This is a genomic window from Pseudoalteromonas sp. 31A1, from assembly GCF_011378815.1.
Lineage (GTDB): Bacteria > Pseudomonadota > Gammaproteobacteria > Enterobacterales > Alteromonadaceae > Pseudoalteromonas > Pseudoalteromonas arctica.
The window spans coordinates 1-26,000 of record NZ_WTKY01000011.1 but is presented as its reverse complement, the minus strand read 5'-3'; the positions used below and the strand labels follow the sequence as shown (position 1 = coordinate 26,000).

The following is a 26,000-nucleotide window of genomic DNA, read 5'->3' as shown; positions in this document are numbered from 1 at the left end:
TAGTAAATCCTCAAATCTGAAATCAGGTTAGATAAGCGGGTTACCCGCTCGACAAGAATAGCAAGTCTTCACCTTAAAAAGATGAAGACTTGATGACAGCTAATTACTCAGCTTCAACGAAATCGTCTTTCTCAGCTTGAGCAACGATGTTATTCTCGCGACCTTCAGTAATAGCAGCTGCAACAGCGCTAGTGTAAAGGCTTACAGCACGGATAGCATCATCGTTACCAGGTACGATGTAATCAACACCGTCTGGGTTAGAGTTAGTATCTACGATTGCAACAACTGGAATACCTAGGTTGTTTGCTTCACGGATAGCAATGTGCTCGTGGTCAGCATCGATAACGAAAAGCGCGTCTGGAAGACCGCCCATGTTTTTGATACCACCAAGGCTCTTTTCAAGCTTTTCCATTTCGCGGTTAAGCGTTAACGTTTCTTTCTTAGTTAATTTCTCGAAAGTTCCGTCTTGGCTTTGTGCTTCAAGGTCTTTAAGACGCTTGATTGATTGACGTACAGTTTTCCAGTTAGTCAACATACCACCTAACCAACGGTGATTTACGAAGAACTGGTCGCTTTCTAAAGCAGCTGATTTAACTGCGTCGCTTGCTGCGCGCTTAGTACCAACGAAAAGAACTTTACCTTTGTTTGCTGCAGCACTTGATAAAAACTTAAGTGCGTCGTTGAACATTGGTACAGTTTGCTCAAGGTTGATGATATGTACACGGTTACGTGTGCCGAAGATGAAAGGCTTCATCTTAGGGTTCCAGTAACGTGCTTGGTGACCAAAGTGAACACCAGCTTGAAGCATATCGCGCATTGAAACGTTTGCCATTTTATAGATCCTCTATAGTTGTTTAGGGTTAGGCCTCCACATATCCCATAGCACCAACACCGAAGTAATTAAACTTCAAATGCACCCAAGTGTATGTGACGATACGTGTGTGTGTTAAAATAAAATTGTGTTTGCCTTAAATACAAAAAATCATTTAAGAATTTATTTGTAAAAAGACGGCGCGCTTTATACCATATTAAAATTAAATACTCAACGTCGCGTGCAAAATTTGTTCGGCGATAAATGTTAAAAACTCAACTTTGGAGCCTCAATGAGCGCTATTATCAAGACCCCTGAAGAAATAGAGAAAATGCGCGTAGCTGGGCGCTTAGCGGCCGATGTACTTGAAATGATCGGCCCTCATGTAGTGCCAGGTGTTACCACCGATGAGCTAAATACACTTTGTCATGATTATATTGTTAATGTGCAACAAGCAATCCCTGCTCCGTTAAATTATCATGGCTTTCCAAAATCAGTTTGTACGTCAGTTAATCATGTTATTTGTCACGGAATTCCAAATGACAAAGCATTAAAAGAAGGCGACAGTGTAAATATCGACGTAACTGTCATTAAAGATGGTTACCACGGCGACACATCTAAAATGTTCCACGTTGGTACACCAAACATTCAAGCTAAGCGTCTTGCAGAAGTAACACAAGAAAGCTTATACCTTGCTATTAAAATGGTAAAACCAGGTGTGCGCTTGGGTGATATTGGCTCAGCAATTCAAAAATATGCAGAGAGCTTTAACTACTCAATTGTACGTGAATATTGCGGCCACGGTATCGGCGCAGGATTTCATGAAGAACCACAAATAATGCATTACGGTAAAGCCGGTACTGGCGAAGCCTTAAAAGCAGGTATGTGTTTAACTATTGAACCTATGGTTAATGCGGGTAAACGCCAATGTAAGCTTCTTAAAGATGATTGGACAGTAGTAACACGCGACCGTAGTTTGTCTGCACAGTGGGAACATACTTTATTAGTGACTGAAAATGGTGTTGAAATTTTAACGCTACGATCAGATGATACTATCGACAGGATTATCGAACACTAATAAAAACCGAACCATTTGATAAAAATACTTATCAAAATAAAGGTTCAACAAGGAGCCAGCCCACGTGGCATTACCCAACAAAGTAAAAAAGTTGCTTAGCGATGCTGAGCAACTTAATGATTATCGCGATTGTTCTAGCTATTTTTATAAATGGCTACATAACGAGTTTTCTAAACAACCGGTTGGGAATTTAATTAATGCCCGGGCTGAGTTTATTGACCGCCTACTCATAAAGCTGTTTCATGTTTACGACTTAGCGCATGAACCTGATTTAGCGCTAATTGCTGTAGGCGGATACGGACGTGGCGAGCTACATCCCTACTCCGACATCGACTTTTTATTGCTTGTAACTAAACCGCCAAGCGAAGAAATATGCGAAAAAATAGGCCTGTTTGTCACCATGCTATGGGATCTCAACTTAGAGATAGGTCACAGCGTGCGCACCATAGAACAAGCCATTGAGCAAAAACGTGAAGACGTTACTTTTGCCACCAGCTTGCTCGAAAGCCGCCTTATTTTTGGTAACCACATTGAGTTTGAAAAACTCAAAATGCATATTCTTGAAACGCCAGTATGGCGCTCAGGTGAATTTTTTACTGCCAAAGTTCAAGAACAAAACTTACGCCACAGAAAGTGCCACGGCACCGCGTATAATCTTGAGCCAAACATTAAAGAAAACCCCGGTGGTTTGCGCGACTTACAAACCATTATTTGGGTGGCAAAAAAGCATTTTAGAACCGAAACCCTGCAAGAGTTAATAAGCCACGGCTACTTAACTCACGAAGAGTTTCAAGAGCTTTCTGAGTGTCTAGAAAACCTATGGAACATTCGCTTTGCACTGCATTTAGCTGCAGGTCGAGCTGAAAACCGCTTATTGTTTGATCATCAACCGCAAGCCGCCGAAATTTTAGGTTTTGGTAGCGACGGTAAAGCCTCTGTTGAGCGTATGATGAAACGCTTATTTAGAATAATGAGCCGCGTGCGCGAACTTAACCAAATGCTACTTTCATACTTTGAACAAAGTATAATGCCCGAAAGTAGTGAAAAAACGGTGATAGAACTCGACAGAAACTTTGAGCAAGTAGGTCATCAAATACGCGTAAAAGATCCGTCGGTATTTTTTAGACGCGACCAACTCTTTGTATTGTTTGAGCACATAGCCGATAACCCAGCAATAACGCATATTTACCCAAGTACTATTCGTACTATTCGCCAAGTGCGCCGTCGTTTATTGGGCGATTTGCAAGATTACGCAGCCTGTCGCGAAGCCTTTTTACGCTTAGTTAAACACCCTAACGGTATGGGCCGCGCATTTACGCTTATGCACAAGCACGGCATGCTTGCCGCCTACTTACCGCAGTGGCGTAATATATTTGGGCAAATGCAGTTCGATTTGTTTCACGCGTACACCGTAGATGAGCACACTCACAAATTAATCAAAAACATTTACGAATATTTTGATAAAACAGGCATTAGCGAGTTTCCTATTTGTAGTGAAATAGTCACTCGAATGGACAAACCAGAGCTACTTTATTTAGCCGGTATATTTCACGACATTGCTAAAGGCCGAGGTGGCGACCACTCAGAACTTGGCGCTGTTGATGCCATAGCTTTTGCTAAATTGCATGGCTTTTCATCGGCTGATGCTAAGCTAGTAGCATGGCTTGTAAGTAACCATTTACTTATGTCGGTTACCGCGCAGCGTAAAGATATTAACGACCCTGCTGTAATAAAAGACTTTGCTACACGCATTAAAACAGAGCGCCAACTCGACTACTTATATTGTTTAACTGTTGCCGACATACGTGCAACCAACGACAACTTGTGGAACGATTGGAAAAACACCCTACTGCGTGAGCTATACTTACACACGCAACGCGCACTGCGCTTAGGGCTCGAAAACCCAATGGATCAACGCGACCAAATTCGCGACAAAAAGCACCAAGCTAAACAGCGTCTTCTTAATTTAGGTTATCAAGAGGAAAAAATTGATTTAATTTGGAGCCGTTTTAAAGCCAACTATTATACCGCCTTTAGTGAGCAGCAAATATCATGGCAAACCGAGCATTTATTAAATAGCCCAGATTTAAGCCAACCAAGTGTTATTGTGTCTAACAAAGCAATGCATGGCGGTACGCAAGTATTTGTATACAGCCCTTACTCTGGCGCACTATTTGCCAGATTAGTGAGCGTAATTGGCTCTAAAAAAGCGCAAATACAACACGCGCAAGTACTGACCACAAAAGACGGTTATGTCCTGTTTAGCTTTGTAATACTAGAAGTAAGCGGCGACCCTATAGCCAGCGGTCGAGCGCAATCAATTAAACGTGGACTTGAGCAAGCATTGAGCGATCCGCGTAAAAAAATTCGCTTTAAAAAGAGCCGCTCTCAACGCTTTAAAGATTTTAATATTAAACCTAAAATTGTGTTGCGCCCACATGCACGCAAAGATCGCAGCTTAATAGAAATTCAAGCCGTCGATATTCAAGGTTTACTAACCAAAATAGCCGAAGTTTTCCAAGCGCATTTACTACACATTCACGCTGCCCGTATTACCACAGTAGGTGAACGTGCCGAGGATTTCTTTGTTGTATCTAATAACGAATACCAAGCGCTGACTGATGAAGAGCAAGCAAAAATTCATCAGGCATTACGTAAAAAATTCAACGCCGAAACAGAATAGAGGACACACATGTCAGATTTAAAAACAATGATAGAAAACGCATGGGACAACCGCGATAGCATCAGCCCAAGCACAGTATCAAGCGACGTAAAACACGCTATTATCGACGCACTTGATTTACTTGATAGCGGCGCTGCACGCGTTGCCGAAAAAATATCAGGTGAATGGGTTGTACACCAGTGGCTTAAAAAAGCAGTGTTACTGTCGTTTCGTATTCGCGACAACCAACCAATGAACGATGGCGTAAACCAGTTTTACGACAAAGTACCGCTTAAATTTAGCGACTACACCCCAGAGCAGTTTCAGCAAGGCGGTATGCGCGTAGTACCAAACGCTGTAGCACGTAAAGGCAGCTTTGTAGGTAAAAACGTTGTACTTATGCCATCGTACGTAAACATTGGCGCATACGTTGACGACGGCACCATGGTTGATACATGGGCGACTGTAGGCTCGTGTGCACAAATTGGTAAGAATGTACATTTATCAGGTGGCGTAGGCATAGGCGGCGTTTTAGAGCCTCTACAAGCTAACCCAACTATCATTGAAGACAACTGCTTTATTGGCGCACGCTCTGAAATTGTGGAAGGCGTAATAGTTGAAGAAGGCGCTGTAATTTCAATGGGCGTTTACATCAGCCAAAGCACCCGTATTTATGACCGTGAAACCGGCGAAATTCACTACGGCCGCGTACCAGCAGGCGCAGTAGTTGTACCAGGCGCACTACCGTCAAAAGATGGCACTCACAGCCTTTACGCTGCAATAATCGTTAAAAAAGTAGATAAACAAACACGTGAAAAAGTAGGCATAAACGCCCTACTACGCTCAATTGATGAGTAACAGTCGGTTGGGTTGAGTAAAACGAAACCCAACGATACTTTTAAGTTAAGTGTTTTAGCTAAACTTTAATTGTATAAAGAAAGCTCTAAGCCTTTGGTTTAGAGCTTTTTTGTTTATGGCAATAAACTCTCAATCAAGCAGCATTATTTTTGTCTTAATGAATAACGTATTAACTGGATCTTCTATCTTGAAGTCATATATGTAGTCTGTTTCTTCATTAAATCTTTTTAGGTAATGATTAGCTAATGGATCGTAGCGGTCCCCATTCAACCAACTATAAAACTTCCCTAACTCATAACTTAGCTTTCGACTTAAATCTGATTTAGGCTCAAGAAGTCCGTCATTATCTAAATCTATAATATTCATCGATTGGAGGTTTATTTTTATTTCATCAATTAATAGCTCTAGCGACCTTCTGTAATTAGCAGCTTTAATTTCAAGATCTGGCTTTAAAGGCTCGGCTTCGTAAACCATAATTAAATTATCAATAACATCATTATAATAATCATTGTTTAATCTTATCTCAGACTCATTTTTTAAAATATATAACTGCTCTAAATAGGATGCTTTAGTTTCTATAGGCTGCTTAGTTAAAATCAGCTTAAAATCGTTAAATAATTTTGTTATTGCTTGAGATAAAACATCCAGATAGTTGTATCTCTCAAGAAGGAAACAAAATAGTTCGTTAGAGTTAAGAACCATAACTAAATCACTCTCACCCACTTTATTGCTATATAAGTTAACAGTAAGCTCACTATTCTCCATGTGGTTCTCGTAAGGCCAACTAGCGAACCTTTTACTATTTGTATGATTTAAGTTTACAGGATGCGCACCAAATGAGGCTCTTATAGATTTGAAATAACTGTTATCATCCTCGTCAAATAAACGATTTTTAAAACACTCTTTTTCACCGGAGAAAGGTAGCGTCTTTGGGTTTATAAACACCCGGTGTAGTTGGGTTATTGCTTCTGAAACGAGATCTATCGCAGAAATTAAAGAAAACATCTGCATTACACGCACATCAATATTTTCCTCTAATCCTGGAGGATGTTCTAAATACCTAATCGATACAGTGATCCAATCCATACAAGAGCAAATTATATTCCATTGATTTTTGCCATTTTTGTTGTGATAAGTCTTATAAACAAAACTTGAATTGGAATTTACTAGATCTCTAAAGTCAGAAATCTTGTCATCCTTGATCGCCTTTTCCATTAACTTTTACTCTGAAGCTAGTTATTAGCTCTAAAATATCACTAAAAATACAAACGTATAAAGAAAAAAGGAATCTTTTAATCTAGGCCAAAAAAATATTGGTGGTAAAATAAGCACCGAGGTAAGTAAGGTCATTAGAGGTTCGTTGGGTTTCGTTTCACTAAACCCCATTAAAATAAAATTTACATAGTTAACTTAGTGGTGATATAACTGAATGTGTTTTAGGAACGGAGTTGGTGATAAATCAAACCGTTAGCTGCCAGCTAAAAAATATTACTCAGCTAGCTTACCCTCACACCCTTTACTTAAAGAAAGTAAAAACCCTAACTAAAACAGTGTTTACCACATTTTAAATAACAAAAGCACAAGTAGGTTGTACTAATGGAAGAGTATTTAATCGTTAAACAAAAAAGTAGATATCCTATCGCTATTGCGGCTTTATTGCTGTTATTGGTTTTGGGCTATTTAATTAAAGTAGTGCTGTTCTCTGATGATATTCCTGAGCGTTATTTAAAGCCAATATTAGTCTCTCAAGTATCATTACCCAACGTATTAAAAGGGATTGGTACAATAGAGCCTACACAAAGAGAACTTTTGTCTGCGCCGCTAAAAGGCAATATCAACACACTTACAATTCGTGAAGGGCAAGCTATAAAAAAAGGCCAAGTATTAGCAAAGCTGACTAACTACGAATTGGAGCAAGATATACATAATGCGAGTTATGAGCAGCTTAATTTAGAATCCCAAGTAGCTATTGATAAAAGTAATTTAGCAATTAAGCTCTCGCAAATTAAAGTCGACTTATCAAAAGCTAAAATGGCATTGCAGCAGCAAGCACTTGAATTAAATGCTAATAAAGTTTTAATGGAACAAGGTATTATTTCTGCAATTCGCTTTAAACAAAGCGAAATGCTTTACAAGCAAAGTGAACTTGAAGTTAATGCCAAAAATGGTGAACTGAGTCTATTTAAAGAGGCATTTGATCAGCAATTAATTGCGCTTGATAACAAAGTAAACATCGCAAAAAACAAACTTAGCTATTTACAAAGGCGTCAAGAGCAACTAACACTCACAGCAAACTTTGACGGTACCGTAAGTCAAAACTTAGCTAAATTAGGTCAAGCGGTTACTCAAGGGCAATCACTGTTTGAGTTAATAGAGACCGACAACTTACTGGCTAAAATACAAGTCCCTCAGTATTCATCTAATCAGTTACGAATAGGCCAAAAAGCAGACATAGTTACACCCAGTGGCACAATTGCAGCTAAGGTTGATTATATAGATACAGTAATAAGAAATGGCGCTATTAATGTATTTTTAGTATTAGACACTCCCCCACCATCATGGCTTAGAAGCAGCCAAGCAATAGAAGCCCATATTTATTTGGAGCAATCTTTAGTAGTTCAAAATATTAAAAAACCGAATGATTTTGATAACTACAGCAAATGGAAGGTCTACGAAATAACACCATCGAGTAAAGCTATTCTTACCAATATAAATTATAAAACGACTGAGCAAGACACCTTGAGCTTTAATGAAACGCTAAAAAGTAATTATGTATTATTACTGCCTGCTGATTATGCCACTAAAAATAACTTTGATTTAATAGGCGCTTTTAAATGAGTTATTCGCTGATAGAGTTTAATAATGTTTTTTATCAATATCCTAATACCAACGTCAATACACTTAAAGCTATAAACTTTAAAATAAACAGTGGTGACTACATTGCAATAACCGGTACTTCTGGCAGTGGTAAAAGTACCTTACTTTCTATTTTAGGCTTACTAAACTTACCTAGCCAAGGGCAATACACTATTTTAGGCACTAACACAGCAGACTTAACACCCGATGCTATTTCATCCATTAAAAACAGAGAACTTGGTTTTATATTTCAAAACTTTAATTTATTAAATCATTTAAGCGTATTTGATAACGTGGCTTTGCCACTCAGTTACAACAAATCGGTGTTAAGAAAGGATTATCAAAAAAAAGTAGAAGCTGCGCTTAATAAAGTAAATATGCTTGAATTTATTGATAGAAAGCCAAGCCAATTGTCAGGCGGGCAACAACAAAGAGTTGCTATTGCTAGAGCGTTAATAAATGAACCATCTGTTATTTTAGCCGATGAGCCAACGGGTAATTTAGATTCGAGCAATAGCGAACAAATATATCAGTTACTCAATAAGCTAAACGACGAAGGCAAAACAATTTGCTTAATAACACATGATGAAAACCATGCTAAAACAGCAAAAACGCGTTTGTATATTCAAGATGGACAGCTTAGTGCGCAAGTTTTTTAATGCTGAACTTAATTACTGATCTGACCTTAAACTGGCTAAAATATGCTAAGCAAAATACTAAATTATGGCTTAGCTGTTTGTTGCTGAGTATTCCTTTATGTTTAATTTTAAATATAAGTAACATTCATAGTCAGTTTTTATCAGCCGATTACACGGCAATAAATAACATCCAAAAGATTAAACAAGTTTATTTAAGTGACACTCAAAATGACTTGCCCGTTGATGAGTACATTTTTGATGAAATAACCGTATTGCACCAAGATTTAGTTGGCGTTTTTGAGCGTTCTATTGATTTATCATTAAAGCTTTCGGTTAATCATGATAAAGAGTCTGTTAAGGTAAGCTTTATATCGGGGGGGTATAAACAATTAGGTATCATTCCTGCCTTAGGCAGCTTTGAACAATTAGATTTCCCAAAACAAGGCAGCGCACTAAGTGCCGCCATTAGCTATTCGTTTTGGCATACTCATTTTAAAGGTGTCACTGATATTATTGGCAAACAGCTTGTTGTTAATAATAAAAGCATAAACATTGTCGCTGTAATGCCAAAAGAGTTTAAAAGCTTTAAACGTGCTTATGAACCTAAACTTGTTATTCCTTACTCGCAACTTAAACGTATTTTGCCTCAAGAAAGTAGCCTGACCCCAGATACATTTACGTATATTTTAGGGCACGTTAAAAATAAAACACTCTTTTTAAGCTTGCTAAATAAGCACTTACAAAACGAAATGTTTATCTTTGATAATACCGAACTTAAGTTTAGTGATGGTATTGGTGTCAACCCAACTCACTTTAATAAAATAATAAAGCGCCTAAACTTATTGCAGTTACTTTATTATATTTTGCTCTTATTTAGCTTTATTGCCTTTTGTGCATTTTACTGTGCAGAGTCAATTAAAAAGCAACAAGAAGAAACTATACGCAAATTATGCGGAGCCAATAACACACACATTTTTGTGCAGCAAATTATTGATATCGTACTCACAAGCCTACTACTTATTATTGTAATGTGCGTTTTGTATCCACTGAGCGACCGCATCAGCGCAATTTTATTACCAAGCCTGAACCAGCTAAACAGCTCTTTTTCATTATTTACGCTGGCGGTATTTTACATTGTTATTATTACTTTTTTATCGGCGCTTAGTTATTTTCAACGAAGGTGGGTACATAGCAGTATTGGACGCGGCCAAAGTGCGACAACAAGCGAAAAAGTACAAGTATTCTCATTACTTTCATTACTTACTAGCCTTGCTATTACAAGTGTTTACATTAGTAGTTTGGTTATTTACAGCCAGATTAATTTAAATAATAAAAGTATGGGTTTTAATGCAAATAATATTCTAATTGCCAGCTTTAGTTTTCCACAATCACCTAGCGAGGCCTTTAATGCAAATAACTCTGCTCAACAATTAATTCAGCAATTAAATTCACTGCCCATTATTGAAGAAGTATCACTTAGCTCTGCCCCACCACTATCAGAGCGCAGTGGGTTTAGTGCATGGTACACCGTTACCGGACAAGCTATCAGTTCGGGTAAAAGCGCCAGTACCGCAAGCCACAGAGTGAGCCCGCATTACTTTAAAACTATTGGCGCTAAGCTTATCTCTGGGCAAAGCGTGCAATGGCAACATTACCAAAACATTGTCGTTAACAGCGCTTTATGGGATCAATACTTTGCAGGCACAGAACTAAGCCAAGCTTATTTATTAGCCCAATTTGATACTGGAAAAGTAAAACATAAAGTAGTTGGCGTTGTTAATGATATTTATAATGAAGGAGCCGATACACCGGTTCAGCCCACTGTGTACAGTGTAATAAGCGCCCTGACAGGTTTTGAAACAATCATAATTAAAACTTATGCGCCCATCACACAAGTTGAAAAAGAACTACAAACGGCAGTAAAAGCATTAAGTGTAAACTTTAACGATTTATCACTTACCCCCCTTTCGTCTTTAGTAAAAAATGAGCAAGCCCCTAGAAATGCATTACTTGTAATTACCGTTGTGTGCTCCTCAATTCTTCTACTCTCTGCCTTTTTATACAACTACAGTAGTATTAAACAGCTTACTGCTAAATCATCCACAGAGCTTGCGTTAAGACGTGCTATGGGCGCTCGCAGCTACCAAATATGCTATTTATTTTTAAAGCTCTTTTTCACTGCATTTGTGATAGCCCATATAGTTATTGTTGCACTATTTTTCACCCAACATGAAAAACTACAAACTTTTTTATTTCAACAATCCGTTTTTGACCTAAATATTATACTGATAGTGCATTTAGTCATTTTGTTAGCGGTTATATGTATTATTGCTATAGAGATTAAAAAAACACTTAACAACTCGTGGAATCACTTAACTTAAGGATAAACATGTACAAATTACTACTAGCTACACTACTTATATACGGCGGAAATACATACGCTGAGCAGTACAGTTTCTCTCATTACCAAATGGTTAAATCGCCCATTAATAATACCGCACCGCAAATGTTTTTATTTAACAGCAAAGGCGAGCTGATGCATTACTCTGATAAATATTTACCCAATATTTTATCCATTTTTAAAAATAAACAAAGCCATCCTGATTCTGATTTAATTAAAAGTAATTTAGAGCAGCTATTAACAACATTGCCCGATTTTACCCAGCAAAAGTATACGTTGTTTTACACCTCAATAGATGAAGGTATAGGCCCCTGCCCGCCTTGTAGGCAACAAGAAAAAACCATCGACATGCTTAAAAGTAAGTTTTCAGATAAGCAGCTAAAGGTTCATTCAATTTCTATAATTGCCAGTGACTACGGTATATAAAAAAAACCCGCTAAATAACTTTAGCGGGCTTTTTGTTGCGAAGGTTAAATCTCTAAAAAGTTTACAGCGCGTTAAATACGTCGTCTGTTTTAGCTGCGCAAATAAAATCGTTTTTGTGTAGGCCTTTAATTGAATGGCTCCACCATGTAACGGTTACTTTGCCCCACTCGGTTAATAAACCTGGGTGATGGCCTTCGTCTTCTGCCATGTCGCCTACTTTGTTAGTAAACGCGATAGCCTGTTTAAAGTTTTTAAATTTATAAACACGCTCAAGCTGCATAATGCCGCCACGAACTTCTGGAACCCAGTCTGGGATTTTAGTAATTAATTGTGCTAACTCTTCGTCAGATACTTTTGGCGCATCTACATGACAGGCTTCGCATTTTTGTGCACTTAATGAAGACATTCTAAATCCTTACTTTTAGCTTTTTTAGCATTAATGTTTAACTGGCTAATTTTTCTTTTGGTGGAAATTTTGGGTCGTGCAAGCCAAGATCTTTAGCTCGCTCAACCAAAGTCATAATATCCATTTGTGATATATCAAACAGATCATGAATCGAATTTATGGTGAAGTACTGTGGTTGCATAATATCAATTCGGTACGGCGTACGCAGTACATCAAGCACATTCATTGGGCTAATTTCTGGCGTATTTGAGTATACGTATTGGGTTTCACCTGGGCTTGATAAAATACCACCGCCGTAAATACGCAGGCCATCTTCGGTTTGCATTAAACCAAATTCAACCGTAAACCAGTATATACGTGCAAGGTATACACGGTCTTTTTTCTGCGCTGCGTAACCTAACTGTCCGTACTTATGCGTAAACTCGGCAAAGTCAGGATTAGTTAGCATGGCGCAATGGCCAAATATTTCATGAAAAATATCTGGCTCTTGTAGGTAGTCAAATTCTTCGCGACTACGAATAAATGTAGCTACCGGAAATTGCTTGTTTGCCAGTAATCTAAAAAACTCATCAAAGTCGATAAGCGCAGGTACTGGTGCTACTTGCCACCCGGTAGTGGCTAGTAACACTTCATTTAGTTCGCTTAACTGAGGAATACGATCGTGCGGCAGGTTAATCTTTTTTAACCCTTGCATGTACTCATTGCAGGCTTTGCCTTCAATGCACTCAAGTTGGCGCGCTACAAGCTCAGACCAAATTTTATTTTCTTCATCACTCCAATGTATAACACCATTTTCGTCTGGTGTTTTGGATGTGTATTTACTTGCTTTAGCCATAAGTACCTTCTTGGGTGTGTGCCCTAAATCGGTGTCAGTGTGATACTCAAATCTATTGAATATCGAATGACCCCATACTATGCAAAAGTGAAGAAAAGTTTAATAGATAGGCTAACATCAGTATTTGGCGCGATCACCCCAATCGTAAAGTTAAAATTACACCTGTGGAACATTAAAAATACAGGCCTTAAATTAAAGGCCTGCAGCCTGACTTTTAACGTACACAATTAAATACACCTAGCCAGTTTGAGTGAAAGCTTGGTTTAAATCACTAATAATGTCGTTAACATCTTCAAGCCCAACCGAGAGCCTGATCAGCCCATCACTTATTCCAGCGGCAGCTCGCTCCTCTGGCGTATAAGGCGAGTGGGTCATAGATGCAGGATGCTGAATCAGTGTTTCAGCGTCGCCTAGGCTTACAGCAAGTGTACAAAGTTTCATACTATCAATAAATTGCGCGCCATCTTGTAGCGTACCTTTTATTTCAAATGCAATAACACCACCAGCGGCTTTCATTTGGTTACCAATAAACTTATAACCTGGATGCGATTTAAGCCCAGGGTAATATACGGTACTTACTTGTGGATGCGCTTCTAGATACTCGGCTATTGTTTGTGCACTTTGACAATGGCGCTCTATTCTAATGGCGAGTGTTTTTAGACCTCGATTAATTAGCCATGCATCGTGCGGACTTATAGTTGCACCAATGTCTTTTAGTACGGTCATTTTAATGTGTGTTATGTGCTCAAGCGATCCACATACAATACCGGCGACTACGTCACCATGACCATTTAAGTACTTGGTCGCACTGTGCATTATAATGTCGATACCGTATTTTTTAGGCGATTGCAGTAGCGGCGTTAAAAAGGTGTTGTCGACCACACTAATTAAACTGTGATCTTTAGCAACTACGCCAATGAGTGCTAAATCAATAACCGCCATAGTGGGGTTAATTGGCGTTTCTACAAATATCATTTTTGAATTAGGTTTAATGGCAGCGCGTAGTTCGTCCTCGTTGGTCATATCAACAAAAGTGACTTCGATCCCCCAGCGCGGCAACATATGCGAGAAAAACGCAAAGGTACAACCATACAAAGCACTTGAGGCAACAAGGTGATCGCCCTGCGATAAAAAGCTCAGTACTGAGGCTGATACAGCCCCCATACCTGTTGCGGTTGCAGCAGCTGCTTCACAGCTCTCTAGTTGAGCAACTTTTTGCTCAAGCTCTGTGGTTGTAGGGTTTCCTAAGCGCGTATAAATATAGCCAGGTTCGTCGCCTGCAAAACGCGCAGCACCTTGTGCGGCGTTTTCAAAATGAAAGGTAGAGGTTTGATACAAAGGAGAAGTAAGTGCGCCATGCGGGTCGTTTGCTTTTTGTGGTCCGTGAATACACTGGGTGTTTATATGATACTTGCTCATTGTAGGCTCATTTTTGATTATTATGTTTTTGCGATTCAACAATCAAAACGTATGCGCTTACAAACAGCAAGCATGCCGGATGCTCAGATGGCTATTTGTGTAAAAACCGTGCAGCGCAAGTTTGTACACAAATATTGCCACCAGGGCGTGTTGACCTTTGCGGATTGAAATTTGTTCAATCTAGGGGCGATTAAATCGCGGCGCGAGGTTTGTAACCTAGTGGGCTAAGTAAAAACCGAGCAAAGCTTCCGCGTCCTGCTCACGCCCCTTACCTACATCCATGTAGGCAACAAAGAGTTTATCGCCCCTAGAAAGAACCCAACAGGCAGCGCATGTTTGGCATTTATGCTGCGTTATCGCCTATTTATGGGGAATAACCACACTACATAGGCTCTGCCTTGCCTAAATACCAAACACACTGCTGCAAATTCAACCATCAAAGATCAACACGCCCTCGTATTTTACTGCGTTGGTTCCGCCTTTTTGCGGCTCATAATTTTACCTGCGATGCTTTGCACAGTGCCTTTTAGTAAGCTGCGTTTGTTTTCAAGCCGTGGTAATGGGCGACTAAGCTCCATTGCTTTGTAACCAATACGCGCTGTAAAAATACCGGCGCTTACGCCCTGCGCAGCCCGACCCGAAAGCTTACCTAGTAGCTCAGCACTTAATGCAGTTGCTGCAAGATCAGATACAAGCTCTGCACTGCCTACAAACATCACTTGCCTTATTAACATGCGGTATAACTTTATACGGCTTGCGTAGCCAAAACCAATGCCATAAATTTTACCAATTTGTTCAATCAGTTTAGTCCCTCGCCAAAGCACAGCCATCATATCCACCAGCGCCAGTGGGCTTAGGGCAACTAGCAGTGCAGATTCGGTCGCAAAACGATTTATAAGCTTTTTAGCTTTGGTGTCTTGGGTTATTAATAAACTATTGGCGTACAGCGTCATGATTTCTTTGTCGCTGTGATGCATCGCTACTTGGTTTTTAAAGGTTTCAAAGTTATCAAGTTCTTGGTGTTTATTGAGCTTTTCGAGCCAAGGTAATGCACCGCCTACTTGCTCGCTGTTTAAAAGCCTGTCGGCTTCAATTCGGTGCAATTGGTTACGCTTTAAACTGCGCAGCATTCGGTACTCTCGCCACAATAAGCGCCCTATTAGCAGCACGCCACTTACAACCGCAGTTAAATAAACACTGCCTAAAATAACAGACTGCTGAAATGCAAATACTAACGAGTACGCAAACTCTAAAAGCACCAGTACTATAAAACTAATAGCAAACACACCTTTAAGCGTTTGCCATTTTGATTTTTTATACACAGGTTCCAGATCTATTTCGGGATCGAGTGATTCATCTTCAAGTTCTTCGTAATCACTTTGTCCGTGCTGAATAATTTTTGCAGGTGCTAAAGCGGGTTCATTTTGCTCAATGCTGTGCGTATCTATACGACGCCCTGCTTGAAATGTTTGGTTTGACTCACTCATGTTAATTTGTCTCCTAGCAGGTACTGCATGACATGATCTAATCGAATATGTTTGAGTTGTTTATCGGGGCTCGGCATTGGAGAAAACGATAAAAAATCAAACCCCTGTACTGGCCACTCATTTTTATTGAGCATTCGCGTGGGAGGCTGTGGCGGTAAATACGTAAGCCAATCAGGCTCGTTCAACGGTTTACCGTAAATGCAATCAAGCGTTTGGCCTTTGTCGGTGATTTGGCGTGGCTGCGTGGCTGTAATTGACGACATAGCCATAGTTTCTATTTGCACACCATCAAACTTTAAATGATTACTTTGCTCATGCACGAGCGAATCAAGCAGCAGTGCTAAATCTTTATGATGCTTTGCACTTATGTGGTCTGACTTATTAGCTGCAAATAATATTTTGTCTATGTTGGGCTTAAATAAACGTTTAAAAAAGCCTGACTCACCATAATTAAAGTGCGCGAGTAATTGGTTTATTACACTGCTTTGCTCTTGTAAGGTTTCATGCCCTTCGTTTAATGCACTCAGTACATCGACAAGTACAATTTGGCGATCAAAGTGCCTAAAATGCTCATTATAAAATGGTTTTACAACTTCTTTTATATAGGCGTTAAAACGCTTAATTAAATGCGCTAAATTAGAGCCCGCAACGACATCGTCACTGTTTATTTCACCCGATACCGGAAAAAACAATAACAATGGCGCGCCTTGTAAGTCGCCAGGCATAAGCATGCGCCCGGGTTGTAACATGGCAAGTTTTGTATCTTTTTTAAGCCCTACTAACATGCTTTGATAAAGCTGAGCAATATGAGCAAGTGCGTTTTCATCTACAGGTGCATTTAAATCAAGTTGCTCAACGGCAGCTAGAAAATCACTTGATGTATTTACACGCGAAGGCTGAGTTAGTAACGGATATTGCTGCTCGCACCATTGAGAATAGCTTTGCTCAAGCATAGGTAAATCAAGAAGCCATTCACCCGGGTAGTCAATAATATCTAAATAAAGCGTTGATTGCGGCGAAAAGTGCCCACGCAGCCCTGCATTACTTTGATACTTTATTGCTAAGCGTAGTGTATTAATACGCTCGGTTGATGCAGGCCACGTAGGCTTCCCATCGCTTGGTAATAATGAATTTAGCGCGCGCGTATAATTAAATGTAGGGACTTTTAACGCCTCTTGCGGCACAACTTTAGTGGCAACATGGCGGTGCTCGCGCATTACATCAAAAAAAGGTAAGTTTTTATCGTCCGCTTGGGTTGTTAAGTGTTTAACAAGCGCGGTAATAAAGGCTGTTTTACCACTACCACTTAGGCCTGTTACGGCAAGTTTTACGTGTTGGTCTAAACTGCGATGAAGGGCTTTTTGTGCTTTGCCTTTAATACTTTTAAAGGTCTTTTTTGCAAATGATTGGCTCATAAAGTGTCTTGCACCTAATTTGCCGTAATTTATCACGCTGCAAATAAGGTGCTATTAAATCCTTTAAAGTTTGTTAATTTCACGGCTCACCGTAAACTCACTTGAAGTAACATGGCGCTCCATATCTTGAAGGCGAGTATCTACACGCGTTAAACGCTCTTTTAAATCTTGCAATGCGCGGCGCGGTGGCTCGCCCTTTTGCCATACTTTAAATTTTACTTCTAGCGGATCGTCAGTTTTAGTTGAGCTGTTAGTTTGCGCTGTTGCGGGCTCTTTTTTATCTAAAATAAACCAGGCTGCAATATACGCTACCACAAATAATGGGCCACCCGTTAGCAGTACCGCACTAACAAATATAATGCGAACTAACCATAACTCCATATTAAAGTAGTCACTTAATCCCGCACATACGCCGGCTATTTTACCGCGTTGTGGGTCTCTTAATAATTCGCGTTTGGCACTCATACTTTGCGTCTCCATTGTGGTGACTCTTGATCAAGCAATGCTTCTAGTGTTTCGACTCTGTCGGCCATTTTTTCGGCTTTATGTGCAAGCTCAAGTAACTGGCGATGTTCGTGTTCACTTAAACCTTGGCTTACTTGTTTTTTGCTACGGTAATGTAAAATTAACCACAGCGGTGCAACAAAAATCATAAACAAGATAAATGGTGCAACTAGTATCTCTGGATCAAACATAATCCTCTCCTGACAATCCGTTTTGATGTTTTTAAGCAGTGGGGTACTTTAAGTACCCCTTTATAAGTTATTTATCAGCTAGCTTCTTTTTAAGTTCGGCTAGCTCATCATCTATCTTTTCATTTTTTTGTAGATTAGCAATTTCGTCCGCTAACGTCTTTTTACCTAAATCGTAAGACTCAATTTGAGATTCTAGTCCATCAATTTTAGTTTCGTAACGTTCAAAGCGATTAAGTGCGTCTTCTACTTTTGAGCTATCAAGTGTCTTTTTCACTTCAAGGCGCGACTCAGCCGAACGTTGGCGAAGTATAATTGCCTTTTGACGTGATTTCGCATCTGCTAGCTTTTCTTGTAGTGTCGTTACTTCTTGCTGTAATTTCTCAATATGAGACTCTACATGTTCAAGTTCACTAGCGACTGAAGCAACGGCATCTGCCGACTTTTGCTTTTCAAGTAGGGCTGAACGCGCTAAATCGTCGCGGTCTTTACTTAAAGCCAGTTCGGCTTTATCTTGCCAATCGCTTACCTGTGCTTTAAGCGTATCTAAGCGGCGTACAATTTCTTTTTTCTCAGCCAATGTTTTAGCTGATGTAGAACGTACTTCAACAAGCGTATCTTCCATTTCTTGAATAATCAGACGAACCATTTTTTCTGGGTCTTCTGCTTTATCTAAAATGGCGTTGATATTAGAATTAACAATATCTGCAAAACGTGAAAAAATTCCCATAACATTTACCTCTGTAATTAAAACTTAGTTAGTCTGCTATAACTAGTATCAATATGCTTGCCAACTTTTTAAAAGTTAAAATACACTTTATTTTCATTACGTTAAACTAAATATACAAATTTCTTTAGTTATCCCTACTTATGAAATACACTAACTGTTAGTAAAAATGACCAAGAGTTAGGAAATATGAGCCAATATCGCCAACAGGATAATTTACTCGGCCAATCAGATAGCTTTCTGTCTGTATTAGATCAGGTATCGCAACTGGCTAATTTAGATAAACCGGTACTTATTATTGGTGAACGCGGCACAGGTAAAGAGCTAATAGCAGCACGCTTACACTTTTTATCAAAGCGTTGGGATCAAAACTACGTAAAACTTAACTGTGCAGCACTTAACGAAAACTTACTCGAAAGTGAATTGTTTGGCCACGAAAGCGGTGCTTTTACGGGGGCAAGCAAACGCCACGAAGGTCGTTTTGAACGCGCCAACAGCGGCACACTGTTTTTAGATGAATTAGCTAATACCTCAGCTATGGTACAAGAAAAACTGCTGCGCGTTATAGAATACGGTGAGTTTGAACGTGTTGGCGGCAAACAAACTGTAAAAGTAGATACACGCTTAGTGTGTGCTACAAACGAAGATCTTCCTTATTTAGCTGAGCAAGGTGAATTTAGAAGTGACTTACTTGATCGCCTCGCCTTTGATGTAATTACCCTGCCGCCACTGCGCGAACGCCAAGACGATATTATGTTGCTTGCTGAGCAGTTTGCGATGAATATGGCGCGCGATTTAGAGTGGGAACTCTTTAGCGGTTTTACCCGAAGCGCAACAGAAACACTGCTCAGTTATGATTGGCCTGGTAATATTCGCGAACTTAAAAATGTGGTTGAACGAAGTTTGTATCGCCACGGTAGTGAACATATCCCCGTTCACCAGATTATTTTAGACCCATTCGACAGCCCATTTAGGCCAAAAGCGCGCATTAAAGCACCTGTAGCGGCTCAAACTGTTAATGCAGAGCCTATTGTAGTTGCGCAGCCGATCGCTCAAGCAAGCGCAGATATAACCCTTGATATTCAATTTCCGTGTAGCTTAAAAGAGCGTTCAAACGACTTTGAAATAAACATGATTAATAAAGCGCTCGAGCATAGCCAATTTAATCAAAAGAAAACTGCAGAAGTACTTGGTTTAACGTATCATCAATTACGTGGTTATCTTAAAAAATACAACTTGTTGGATCAACAATAGTCAGAGGTTATGCGGGTGCATAAATTATTACTTGTTTTGCTTGCCACCACTTTAGTTGGTTGCCTTGATAGCAAAGAAGAAATCATAGAAGAAAAAAACCAAGGCTTAGTTTATTGCGCTGAAGCTAACCCTGTGTCGTTTAATCCGCAAGTCACGACCACCGGTTCAACTATTGATATAATTGCTAACCAATTATACGACCGTTTAATTAGCATTGACCCTGTTACGGCAGAATTTCAAAGTGAGTTAGCGACTGATTGGAAAATTAGTAAAGATGGTAAATCGGTTACCTTTACCCTGCGTAAAGATGTAAAGTTTCATACAACTTCTTATTTTACCCCATCGCGGGATTTTAACGCCGACGACGTTATATTTACCTTTAGCCGATTATTCGATGTATATAATCCATATCACTTTGTGGGCGATGCCAATTACCCGTATTTTCAAAGTGTGGGGATTGATCAACTTATTCGTAAAATTGTCCGCGTGTCTGACTATCAAGTCCGTTTTGAATTGTTTAATCCTGAAAGTAGCTTTTTAGCCAATATGGCTACCGATTTTGCTGTGGTGCTTTCAGAAGAATATGCCATGAAACTCAAGGAAAACAATCAAGAAAATTTATTTGATCAGTACCCGATTGGCACTGGCCCGTATATTTATAAAGAATACCGCCGAGATCACCTTGTACGCTTTTATCGTAATCCACTTTATTGGAAGCACGATGTAGCACTTGAACAATTGGTTTACGACATAACGCCTAATGGCACTGCGCGCATAGCTAAAATGCTAACTAAAGAGTGCGATGTAACGGCTCATCCAAGTAGTGCGCAATTAAGTATTTTAGCGCAACGCGATGATATAAATATTGAAAAAGAAACAAACTTAAACATAGGTTATTGGGCGTTTAATACAGAACGTGCCCCATTTGACGATTTACGCGTACGCCAAGCACTCGCGCATGCAATAGATGTAGATAAAATAATGCAGGCGGTTTATTACGGTAACGGTACTCGCGCACAATCTATTTTGCCACCAACCTCTTGGGCGTTTGAGCCACAAGAAGATATTCCTACGTTTGATCCAGAACTTGCTAAAAAGTTACTTATTGAAGCAGGCTTACCTGATGGATTTGATATGACAATATGGGCTATGCCTGTGAGTCGTATTTATAACCCTAACGCACGTAAAATGGCTGAGCTTATGCAGAGTGATTTACGCAAAGTGGGCGTTAATGTAAGCATTGTAGAATATGAGTGGAACACGTTTATTCAGCGTATTGGCGAGCACAGGCACGACAGCGTGTTACTTGGTTGGGCGGCAGATACACCCGATCCTGATAACTTTTTTAGCCCACTGCTCAGTTGTACCGCTACTTTTAGTGGCAAAAACCCAGCAAACTGGTGTAATCCCCAATTTGATTTATTGCTTACTCAAGCACTCGACACCACTGATTTAAACAAACGTAAAAAATACTACGACGATGCACAAAGCTTAATTATTCAAGAGCTGCCGTTATTGCCTATTGCTCATGGCCTGCGCTTTCAAGCGAGTAGCGCCGATGTGGAAGGCATAACACTTGGCCCGTTTGGCGCTATTTCGCTTGCCAATGCGAGGAAAAAATAATGATCTTAGATTATATTTTACGCCGCCTTGGTTTATTCCTTTTTATGATACTAATGCTTAGTGTATTTACGTTTTCGCTAGCGTATTTATTTCCCGGTGATCCACTCAGTAATTTAAGTGGCATACCGAGCAGTAACTTTGCACAGCATAGTGAGCTTGAAGACAAATATTTATACAACAGCAATTACTTTATGCAGTACGTTGCCTTTTTAGGGCGAATATTTCAGGGTGATTGGGGGTTTTCGTTTGCCTCGGGTAACAGCGTCTTTAGTCATATTGTTGATTTGCTACCGGCCACTTTAGAGCTAAGCGTATACGCATTAATTGTATCGGTTGTTATTGGTGTACCGACTGGCATTTTAGGCTCTGGCTATCATAAACGTTGGCCCGACAAGCTTATAAACTCGACCACTATGTTGGGTTATTCAATGCCTGTATTTTGGCTCGCATTGTTATTAATAATGGTTTTTTCATTAAAGCTTGGCTGGTTTCCTATGTCGGGGAGAATGGGGCTCCTTTACGAAATACCCGCAAATACTGGGTTTATTTTAATTGATATTGCACTTGCTGGCTTTCCGTATAAAGGCATGGCTTTTGTTGATGCGCTGCGCCATTTAACGCTCCCTACAATTGTACTTGCTATGTATCCTACAACCGTATTAATTCGCTTTACTCGCGAGTCGATGCTTAAGGTAATGGATCAAAACTTTATTAAAACAGCTAGGGCAAAAGGCCTTAACCGCCGTCAACTTATCATGCACCATGCACTGCGTAATGCATTACTGCCGGTAATTAAGCAAATTGGTTTGCAATTTAGTACGCTAATAACGCTTGCGATGATTACCGAAGTTATTTTTTCGTGGCCGGGTATTGGCCGATGGTTAATCGATAGTATTTATCAGCGTGACTTTCCTGCAATTCAAGGCGGATTAATGGCGGTATCTTTATTTGTTATTTTAGCTTCTATTACAGCTGAACTTACTTACACTTTATTCGATCCACTCTCGCGGAATCAGGCTCATGGCAAAGTTTAATTTATTTTCTGAAGAGTCGAATAAATCGCCACTCGCGCGACTTTGGCGAAAGTTTAAAAATAACCACCCTGCTTTGGTTGGTTTATGGATATTTATAGCGTTTGCACTATTAGCCGCCACCGCTCCTTTTTTAGCCCCGTATGGTGTAAACCAACAACACAGTGATGCACTACTTATTCCACCATCGTGGCGAGAAATGGGCGATGTACGCTTTCTTTTAGGTACCGATGATTTAGGCCGTGATGTACTCTCGCGCTTAATGAATGGTGCTACATATACGTTTGGCCTTTCTGTTGTAGCCGCCCTAATCACCACTATTTTTGGTGTATTAGTGGGTACTTTTGCAGGGATTAGTAAAGGACTGCGTTCAAGCTTTTTAAATCACTTACTTGATATAACGCTTTCTATTCCTTCTTTGTTATTGGCAATAATAATAATCGCTATACTCGGCCCGGGTTTAATGAATACCGTATGGGCCATTATTTTAGCGCTACTGCCGCAGTTTATTCACTCGGTGCGCAACTTGATTGTTGATGAATTAAGTAAAGACTACATTACTGCGTTTAGACTCGATGGTGCGTCTAACTGGCATATTATATCGCGCGGTATTTTCCCTAATATTTATGAGCACATTGTGGTTATATTCACGATGGCGCTTTCTACCGCTATATTAGATATTTCAGCACTGGGATTTTTAAAATTAGGGGCTCAGCCACCGACGACCGAATGGGGCGCAATATTAGCCGAAAACTTAGGCCTTATTTATTTAGCGCCGTGGACTGTAGCGCTACCTGGTGTGCTGTTATTTTTAGCCGTGTTATCTACTAATTTAGTAGGCGATGGCCTGCGACAAGTGCTTAAAGCACGTAAGGCTGATTAAATGCAATTACTCGATGTTCGTAACTTAACAATTGAACTACGTACCTCTGAAACAGTAATTAGAGCCGTAGACAGAGTGAGTTTTAGCTTAAAAGAAGGCGAAGTACATGCGCTTGTAGGCGAGTCTGGCTCTGGTAAAAGCCTAATAGCAAAAGCGATTATTGGTGTATTGAACGAACGCTGGGATATTACTGCCGACCGTATTCATTGGCGCGGCGTAGACTTAATGCGTTTAAGCCCAGAGAAACGCCGTAAAATAGTAAGCCAAGATATAGCGATGATCTATCAAGATCCAAGTCGCTGCCTTGACCCAACCGCTAAAATATTTGACCAAATTGCCGAAACACTCCCAGAGATCGCAACTAAAGGTTTCTTTTTAAAGCGCAACCGCGAGAGAAAAGACAGAGTAAAAGCGCTTATTCATAAGGTGGGCATTAAAAACCACGAAGCGGTATTAAGTAGTTACCCACATGAGCTCTCAGAGGGCGTATGTCAAAAAGTAATGATTGCGATGGCCATTGCTCGCACGCCTAAGTTATTAATCGCTGATGAGCCAACTACAGCGCTTGAGAGCACAACTCGCGCACAAGTATTTAGACTACTAAAAAGCTTAAACCAACTTAAAAACATGTCTATTTTGATGATCTCTCATGAACTTGAAGAGATTGCACATTGGTCGCATGGCATTCATGTTTTATATTGCGGGCAAATGGTTGAAGCAGGCCCAACCCATGAAATATTTAAACAGCCTCGCCATCCATACACGCAAGCATTACTAAAAAGCTTGCCTGACTACGAACAAGGTTTAGCGCATAAAGAACCTTTTTATGCACTTAAAGGGACTATCCCTACTCTGCAACATTTGCCTATTGGCTGCCGCCTAGGGCCACGCTGCCCGCAAGCACAAAAAGCCTGCGTAGTAACTCCCACCCTTACTAAGCATCATGGTCATAGTTATGCGTGCCATTTTCCGTTAATTAAGGACATGAAATAATGCAGCCACTGTTAAAAGTACAAGCGCTTTCAAAAACATTCAATGTGCGAGCAGGGCTTTTTTCACGTAAAAAGTTTGAAGTACTTAAAAATATTTCGTTTTGTGTCGGTAAAGGCGAAAGTATTGCCATAATTGGTGAAACAGGTGCAGGTAAAAGTACATTAGCAAAACTACTTTCAGGAGCTGATACTGCTGATAGCGGGCAAATTTTGCTCGAGAATAATATTATCGAAGATAATGGCGTACGCGATAATCAATGCCGGGATATTCGTATGATTTTTCAAGATTCAGCTGCATCGCTCAACCCGGGGTTAACCATTGGCGAAATGCTTGATGATTGCCTGCAATATAATACTGAACTTGATGCTAGTGAACGCACTGAAAAGATTGATGCAACGCTTTCAAAGGTGGGTTTGTTAATCGATCATAAACACTACTACCCGCATATGTTTAGTGTGGGGCAACTACAGCGTGTTGCGTTTGCTCGTGCATTAATTTTAGATCCTAAGGTGATTGTGCTTGATGAAGCCGTTTCGTCTTTAGACCCTTCTATACGCGCGCAAATAGTGAATTTATTACTTAAGCTGCAGCGCGACACAGGCCTTACATATGTGATGATCACCCATCATTTAAGTCTAGTGCGCCACATCAGTGATTATGTGGTTGTACTCGATAAAGGCGAAGTAGTTGAATACGGCCCTACTGAAGATGTTTTTCAAAATCCCCAATCAAAAGTAACGCAGCGATTACTTAGCTGCTAAACGCAGCCTAGCGTGTAATGTAATCTCCTTTATGAAGGTCTTTGTTAAATGCGCAATTTAACAACTAAAACCATAAAGAGGATCTATGCTAAAAAAAACATTACTCACAGGCATTTCATCATTAGCGTTACTACTGCTATCAACAACCTCAATAGCTGACGAAAACTCTACCTCTAAAAGTTGGGTTGGTGGCGTTGATCATTTAGGTTTAACCGTATCAAACTTAAATGCATCCAAAGCATTTTTTACTGATGTACTTGGTTTTAAAACGCTAGGAAGTGATCCAACCTACCCCGCTTATTTTTTATCAAACAATAAAATAACCATTACATTATGGCGCGTAAAAAATGATGAAAAACGTGTGGAGTTTAATCGGGCAGAAAATGTGGGCTTACACCATTTAGCACTCAGTGTAGAAAGTATCAAAAAGTTAAGCGAGCTACATACACACTTAGAAATGCAAAATAATATTACTATAGAGTTTGCACCAGAAAACTTAGGTAAAGGTCCAACCCAACATATGATGATAAGAGAGCCTAGCGGCAATCGGATTGAGTTTATTGCCAGAGGTAATTAATACCAATCCGCAATAATACTTAATTAAGCGAATTGGTAATATACCAACTTTATTTAAGACAATAAAAAAGGCGCTTACTAAGCTGTCTCTTGATCACAAGTCTGGCTCAAGAGATTTTGCTAAATCGTAGCCTTCCAGGATGGCTTGTAACTTAAGCCATCCTTGCC

24 protein-coding genes are annotated in these 26,000 nt (G+C 39.9%); 14 read left to right on the top strand and 10 right to left on the bottom strand.

Annotated features, from left to right (window positions below):
• Positions 1-103: 103 nt before the first annotated feature.
• Positions 104-832, bottom strand: a complete 729-nt coding sequence (rpsB, locus tag GQR52_RS11470) for a 30S ribosomal protein S2 (protein WP_007580978.1) — start codon at positions 830-832, stop codon at positions 104-106.
• Between the two features lie 271 nt (positions 833-1,103).
• Between rpsB and map the strand changes: the two genes are divergently transcribed.
• From map to dapD, 3 genes are all read left to right on the top strand, one after another.
• Entirely contained in the window at positions 1,104-1,889 is a 786-nt protein-coding gene (gene map / locus GQR52_RS11465; protein WP_007376820.1) for a type I methionyl aminopeptidase, read from the top strand.
• A 64-nt stretch (positions 1,890-1,953) separates the two neighbouring features.
• Positions 1,954-4,572, top strand: a complete 2,619-nt coding sequence (gene glnD / locus GQR52_RS11460) for a [protein-PII] uridylyltransferase (RefSeq protein WP_165728529.1) — start codon at positions 1,954-1,956, stop codon at positions 4,570-4,572.
• Between the two features lie 9 nt (positions 4,573-4,581).
• Entirely contained in the window at positions 4,582-5,409 is an 828-nt protein-coding gene (gene dapD / locus GQR52_RS11455; protein ID WP_165728528.1) for a 2,3,4,5-tetrahydropyridine-2,6-dicarboxylate N-succinyltransferase, read from the top strand.
• Positions 5,410-5,538: 129 nt separating this feature from the next.
• On the opposite strand, the gene GQR52_RS11450 is transcribed toward dapD, so the two are convergent.
• Complete coding sequence (locus tag GQR52_RS11450) at positions 5,539-6,624, bottom strand: hypothetical protein (RefSeq protein WP_165728527.1); 1,086 nt, start codon at positions 6,622-6,624, stop codon at positions 5,539-5,541.
• A gap of 381 nt (positions 6,625-7,005) precedes the next feature.
• Between GQR52_RS11450 and GQR52_RS11445 the strand changes: the two genes are divergently transcribed.
• The 4 genes from GQR52_RS11445 to GQR52_RS11430 are packed head-to-tail and all read left to right on the top strand — an operon-like array spanning position 7,006 to position 11,730.
• On the top strand, positions 7,006-8,247 hold the full coding sequence (locus GQR52_RS11445) for an HlyD family efflux transporter periplasmic adaptor subunit (RefSeq protein WP_165728526.1): 1,242 nt from the start codon (positions 7,006-7,008) through the stop codon (positions 8,245-8,247).
• Positions 8,244-8,924: an ABC transporter ATP-binding protein gene (locus tag GQR52_RS11440; protein ID WP_165728525.1), complete on the top strand. Its 681-nt coding sequence runs from the start codon at positions 8,244-8,246 to the stop codon at positions 8,922-8,924. Before GQR52_RS11445 ends, GQR52_RS11440 begins: the two co-directional genes overlap by 4 nt.
• Positions 8,924-11,284 (top strand): ABC transporter permease, encoded by a 2,361-nt coding sequence (locus GQR52_RS11435; RefSeq protein WP_165728524.1) that lies wholly within the window; start codon positions 8,924-8,926, stop codon positions 11,282-11,284. Before GQR52_RS11440 ends, GQR52_RS11435 begins: the two co-directional genes overlap by 1 nt.
• 8 nt (positions 11,285-11,292) lie before the next feature.
• Positions 11,293-11,730, top strand: a complete 438-nt coding sequence (locus GQR52_RS11430) for a hypothetical protein (protein ID WP_165728523.1) — start codon at positions 11,293-11,295, stop codon at positions 11,728-11,730.
• Between the two features lie 61 nt (positions 11,731-11,791).
• Here the strand turns inward: GQR52_RS11430 and GQR52_RS11425 are convergent, their stop codons facing one another.
• The 8 genes from GQR52_RS11425 to pspA form a co-directional block, all read right to left on the bottom strand.
• Positions 11,792-12,136, bottom strand: coding sequence for a 4a-hydroxytetrahydrobiopterin dehydratase (locus tag GQR52_RS11425; RefSeq protein WP_165728522.1), 345 nt, complete (start codon positions 12,134-12,136; stop codon positions 11,792-11,794).
• Between the two features lie 37 nt (positions 12,137-12,173).
• Positions 12,174-12,971 (bottom strand): phenylalanine 4-monooxygenase, encoded by a 798-nt coding sequence (gene phhA / locus GQR52_RS11420; protein ID WP_165728521.1) that lies wholly within the window; start codon positions 12,969-12,971, stop codon positions 12,174-12,176.
• A 237-nt stretch (positions 12,972-13,208) separates the two neighbouring features.
• Positions 13,209-14,390: a methionine gamma-lyase gene (megL, locus tag GQR52_RS11415; protein WP_165728520.1), complete on the bottom strand. Its 1,182-nt coding sequence runs from the start codon at positions 14,388-14,390 to the stop codon at positions 13,209-13,211.
• Between the two features lie 461 nt (positions 14,391-14,851).
• Complete coding sequence (locus GQR52_RS11410) at positions 14,852-15,877, bottom strand: TIGR01620 family protein (RefSeq protein ID WP_165728519.1); 1,026 nt, start codon at positions 15,875-15,877, stop codon at positions 14,852-14,854.
• Positions 15,874-17,292 (bottom strand): YcjX family protein, encoded by a 1,419-nt coding sequence (locus GQR52_RS11405; RefSeq protein WP_165728518.1) that lies wholly within the window; start codon positions 17,290-17,292, stop codon positions 15,874-15,876. The genes GQR52_RS11410 and GQR52_RS11405 overlap by 4 nt, the downstream gene beginning before the upstream one ends.
• A gap of 63 nt (positions 17,293-17,355) precedes the next feature.
• On the bottom strand, positions 17,356-17,757 hold the full coding sequence (gene pspC / locus GQR52_RS11400; protein ID WP_149591832.1) for an envelope stress response membrane protein PspC: 402 nt from the start codon (positions 17,755-17,757) through the stop codon (positions 17,356-17,358).
• Complete coding sequence (gene pspB, locus GQR52_RS11395; RefSeq protein ID WP_024612319.1) at positions 17,754-17,987, bottom strand: envelope stress response membrane protein PspB; 234 nt, start codon at positions 17,985-17,987, stop codon at positions 17,754-17,756. Before pspB ends, pspC begins: the two co-directional genes overlap by 4 nt.
• A 67-nt stretch (positions 17,988-18,054) precedes the next feature.
• Entirely contained in the window at positions 18,055-18,714 is a 660-nt protein-coding gene (pspA, locus tag GQR52_RS11390) for a phage shock protein PspA (RefSeq protein ID WP_002958333.1), read from the bottom strand.
• A 186-nt stretch (positions 18,715-18,900) separates the two neighbouring features.
• Here pspA and pspF point away from each other — a divergent pair, with 186 nt between their 5' ends.
• The 7 genes from pspF to GQR52_RS11355 all read left to right on the top strand — a co-directional run bounded on the left by pspF (position 18,901) and on the right by GQR52_RS11355 (position 25,833).
• Positions 18,901-19,965: a phage shock protein operon transcriptional activator gene (gene pspF, locus GQR52_RS11385; protein ID WP_165728517.1), complete on the top strand. Its 1,065-nt coding sequence runs from the start codon at positions 18,901-18,903 to the stop codon at positions 19,963-19,965.
• Between the two features lie 15 nt (positions 19,966-19,980).
• Positions 19,981-21,588, top strand: coding sequence for an ABC transporter substrate-binding protein (locus tag GQR52_RS11380; RefSeq protein WP_165728516.1), 1,608 nt, complete (start codon positions 19,981-19,983; stop codon positions 21,586-21,588).
• The gene (locus tag GQR52_RS11375; protein WP_165728515.1) at positions 21,588-22,622 is read left to right on the top strand and encodes an ABC transporter permease; all 1,035 of its coding nucleotides are present in this window, start codon (positions 21,588-21,590) and stop codon (positions 22,620-22,622) included. Before GQR52_RS11380 ends, GQR52_RS11375 begins: the two co-directional genes overlap by 1 nt.
• Positions 22,609-23,502 carry an ABC transporter permease subunit gene (locus GQR52_RS11370; RefSeq protein ID WP_165728514.1) on the top strand — a complete coding sequence of 298 codons (894 nt, stop codon included), beginning with the start codon at positions 22,609-22,611 and terminating at the stop codon, positions 23,500-23,502. Before GQR52_RS11375 ends, GQR52_RS11370 begins: the two co-directional genes overlap by 14 nt.
• Positions 23,503-24,495: an oligopeptide/dipeptide ABC transporter ATP-binding protein gene (locus GQR52_RS11365; RefSeq protein WP_007580952.1), complete on the top strand. Its 993-nt coding sequence runs from the start codon at positions 23,503-23,505 to the stop codon at positions 24,493-24,495.
• Positions 24,495-25,256, top strand: a complete 762-nt coding sequence (locus GQR52_RS11360; RefSeq protein ID WP_101163094.1) for an ATP-binding cassette domain-containing protein — start codon at positions 24,495-24,497, stop codon at positions 25,254-25,256. Before GQR52_RS11365 ends, GQR52_RS11360 begins: the two co-directional genes overlap by 1 nt.
• 85 nt (positions 25,257-25,341) lie before the next feature.
• Positions 25,342-25,833, top strand: coding sequence for a VOC family protein (locus tag GQR52_RS11355; protein ID WP_007580948.1), 492 nt, complete (start codon positions 25,342-25,344; stop codon positions 25,831-25,833).
• Positions 25,834-26,000: the final 167 nt, after the last annotated feature.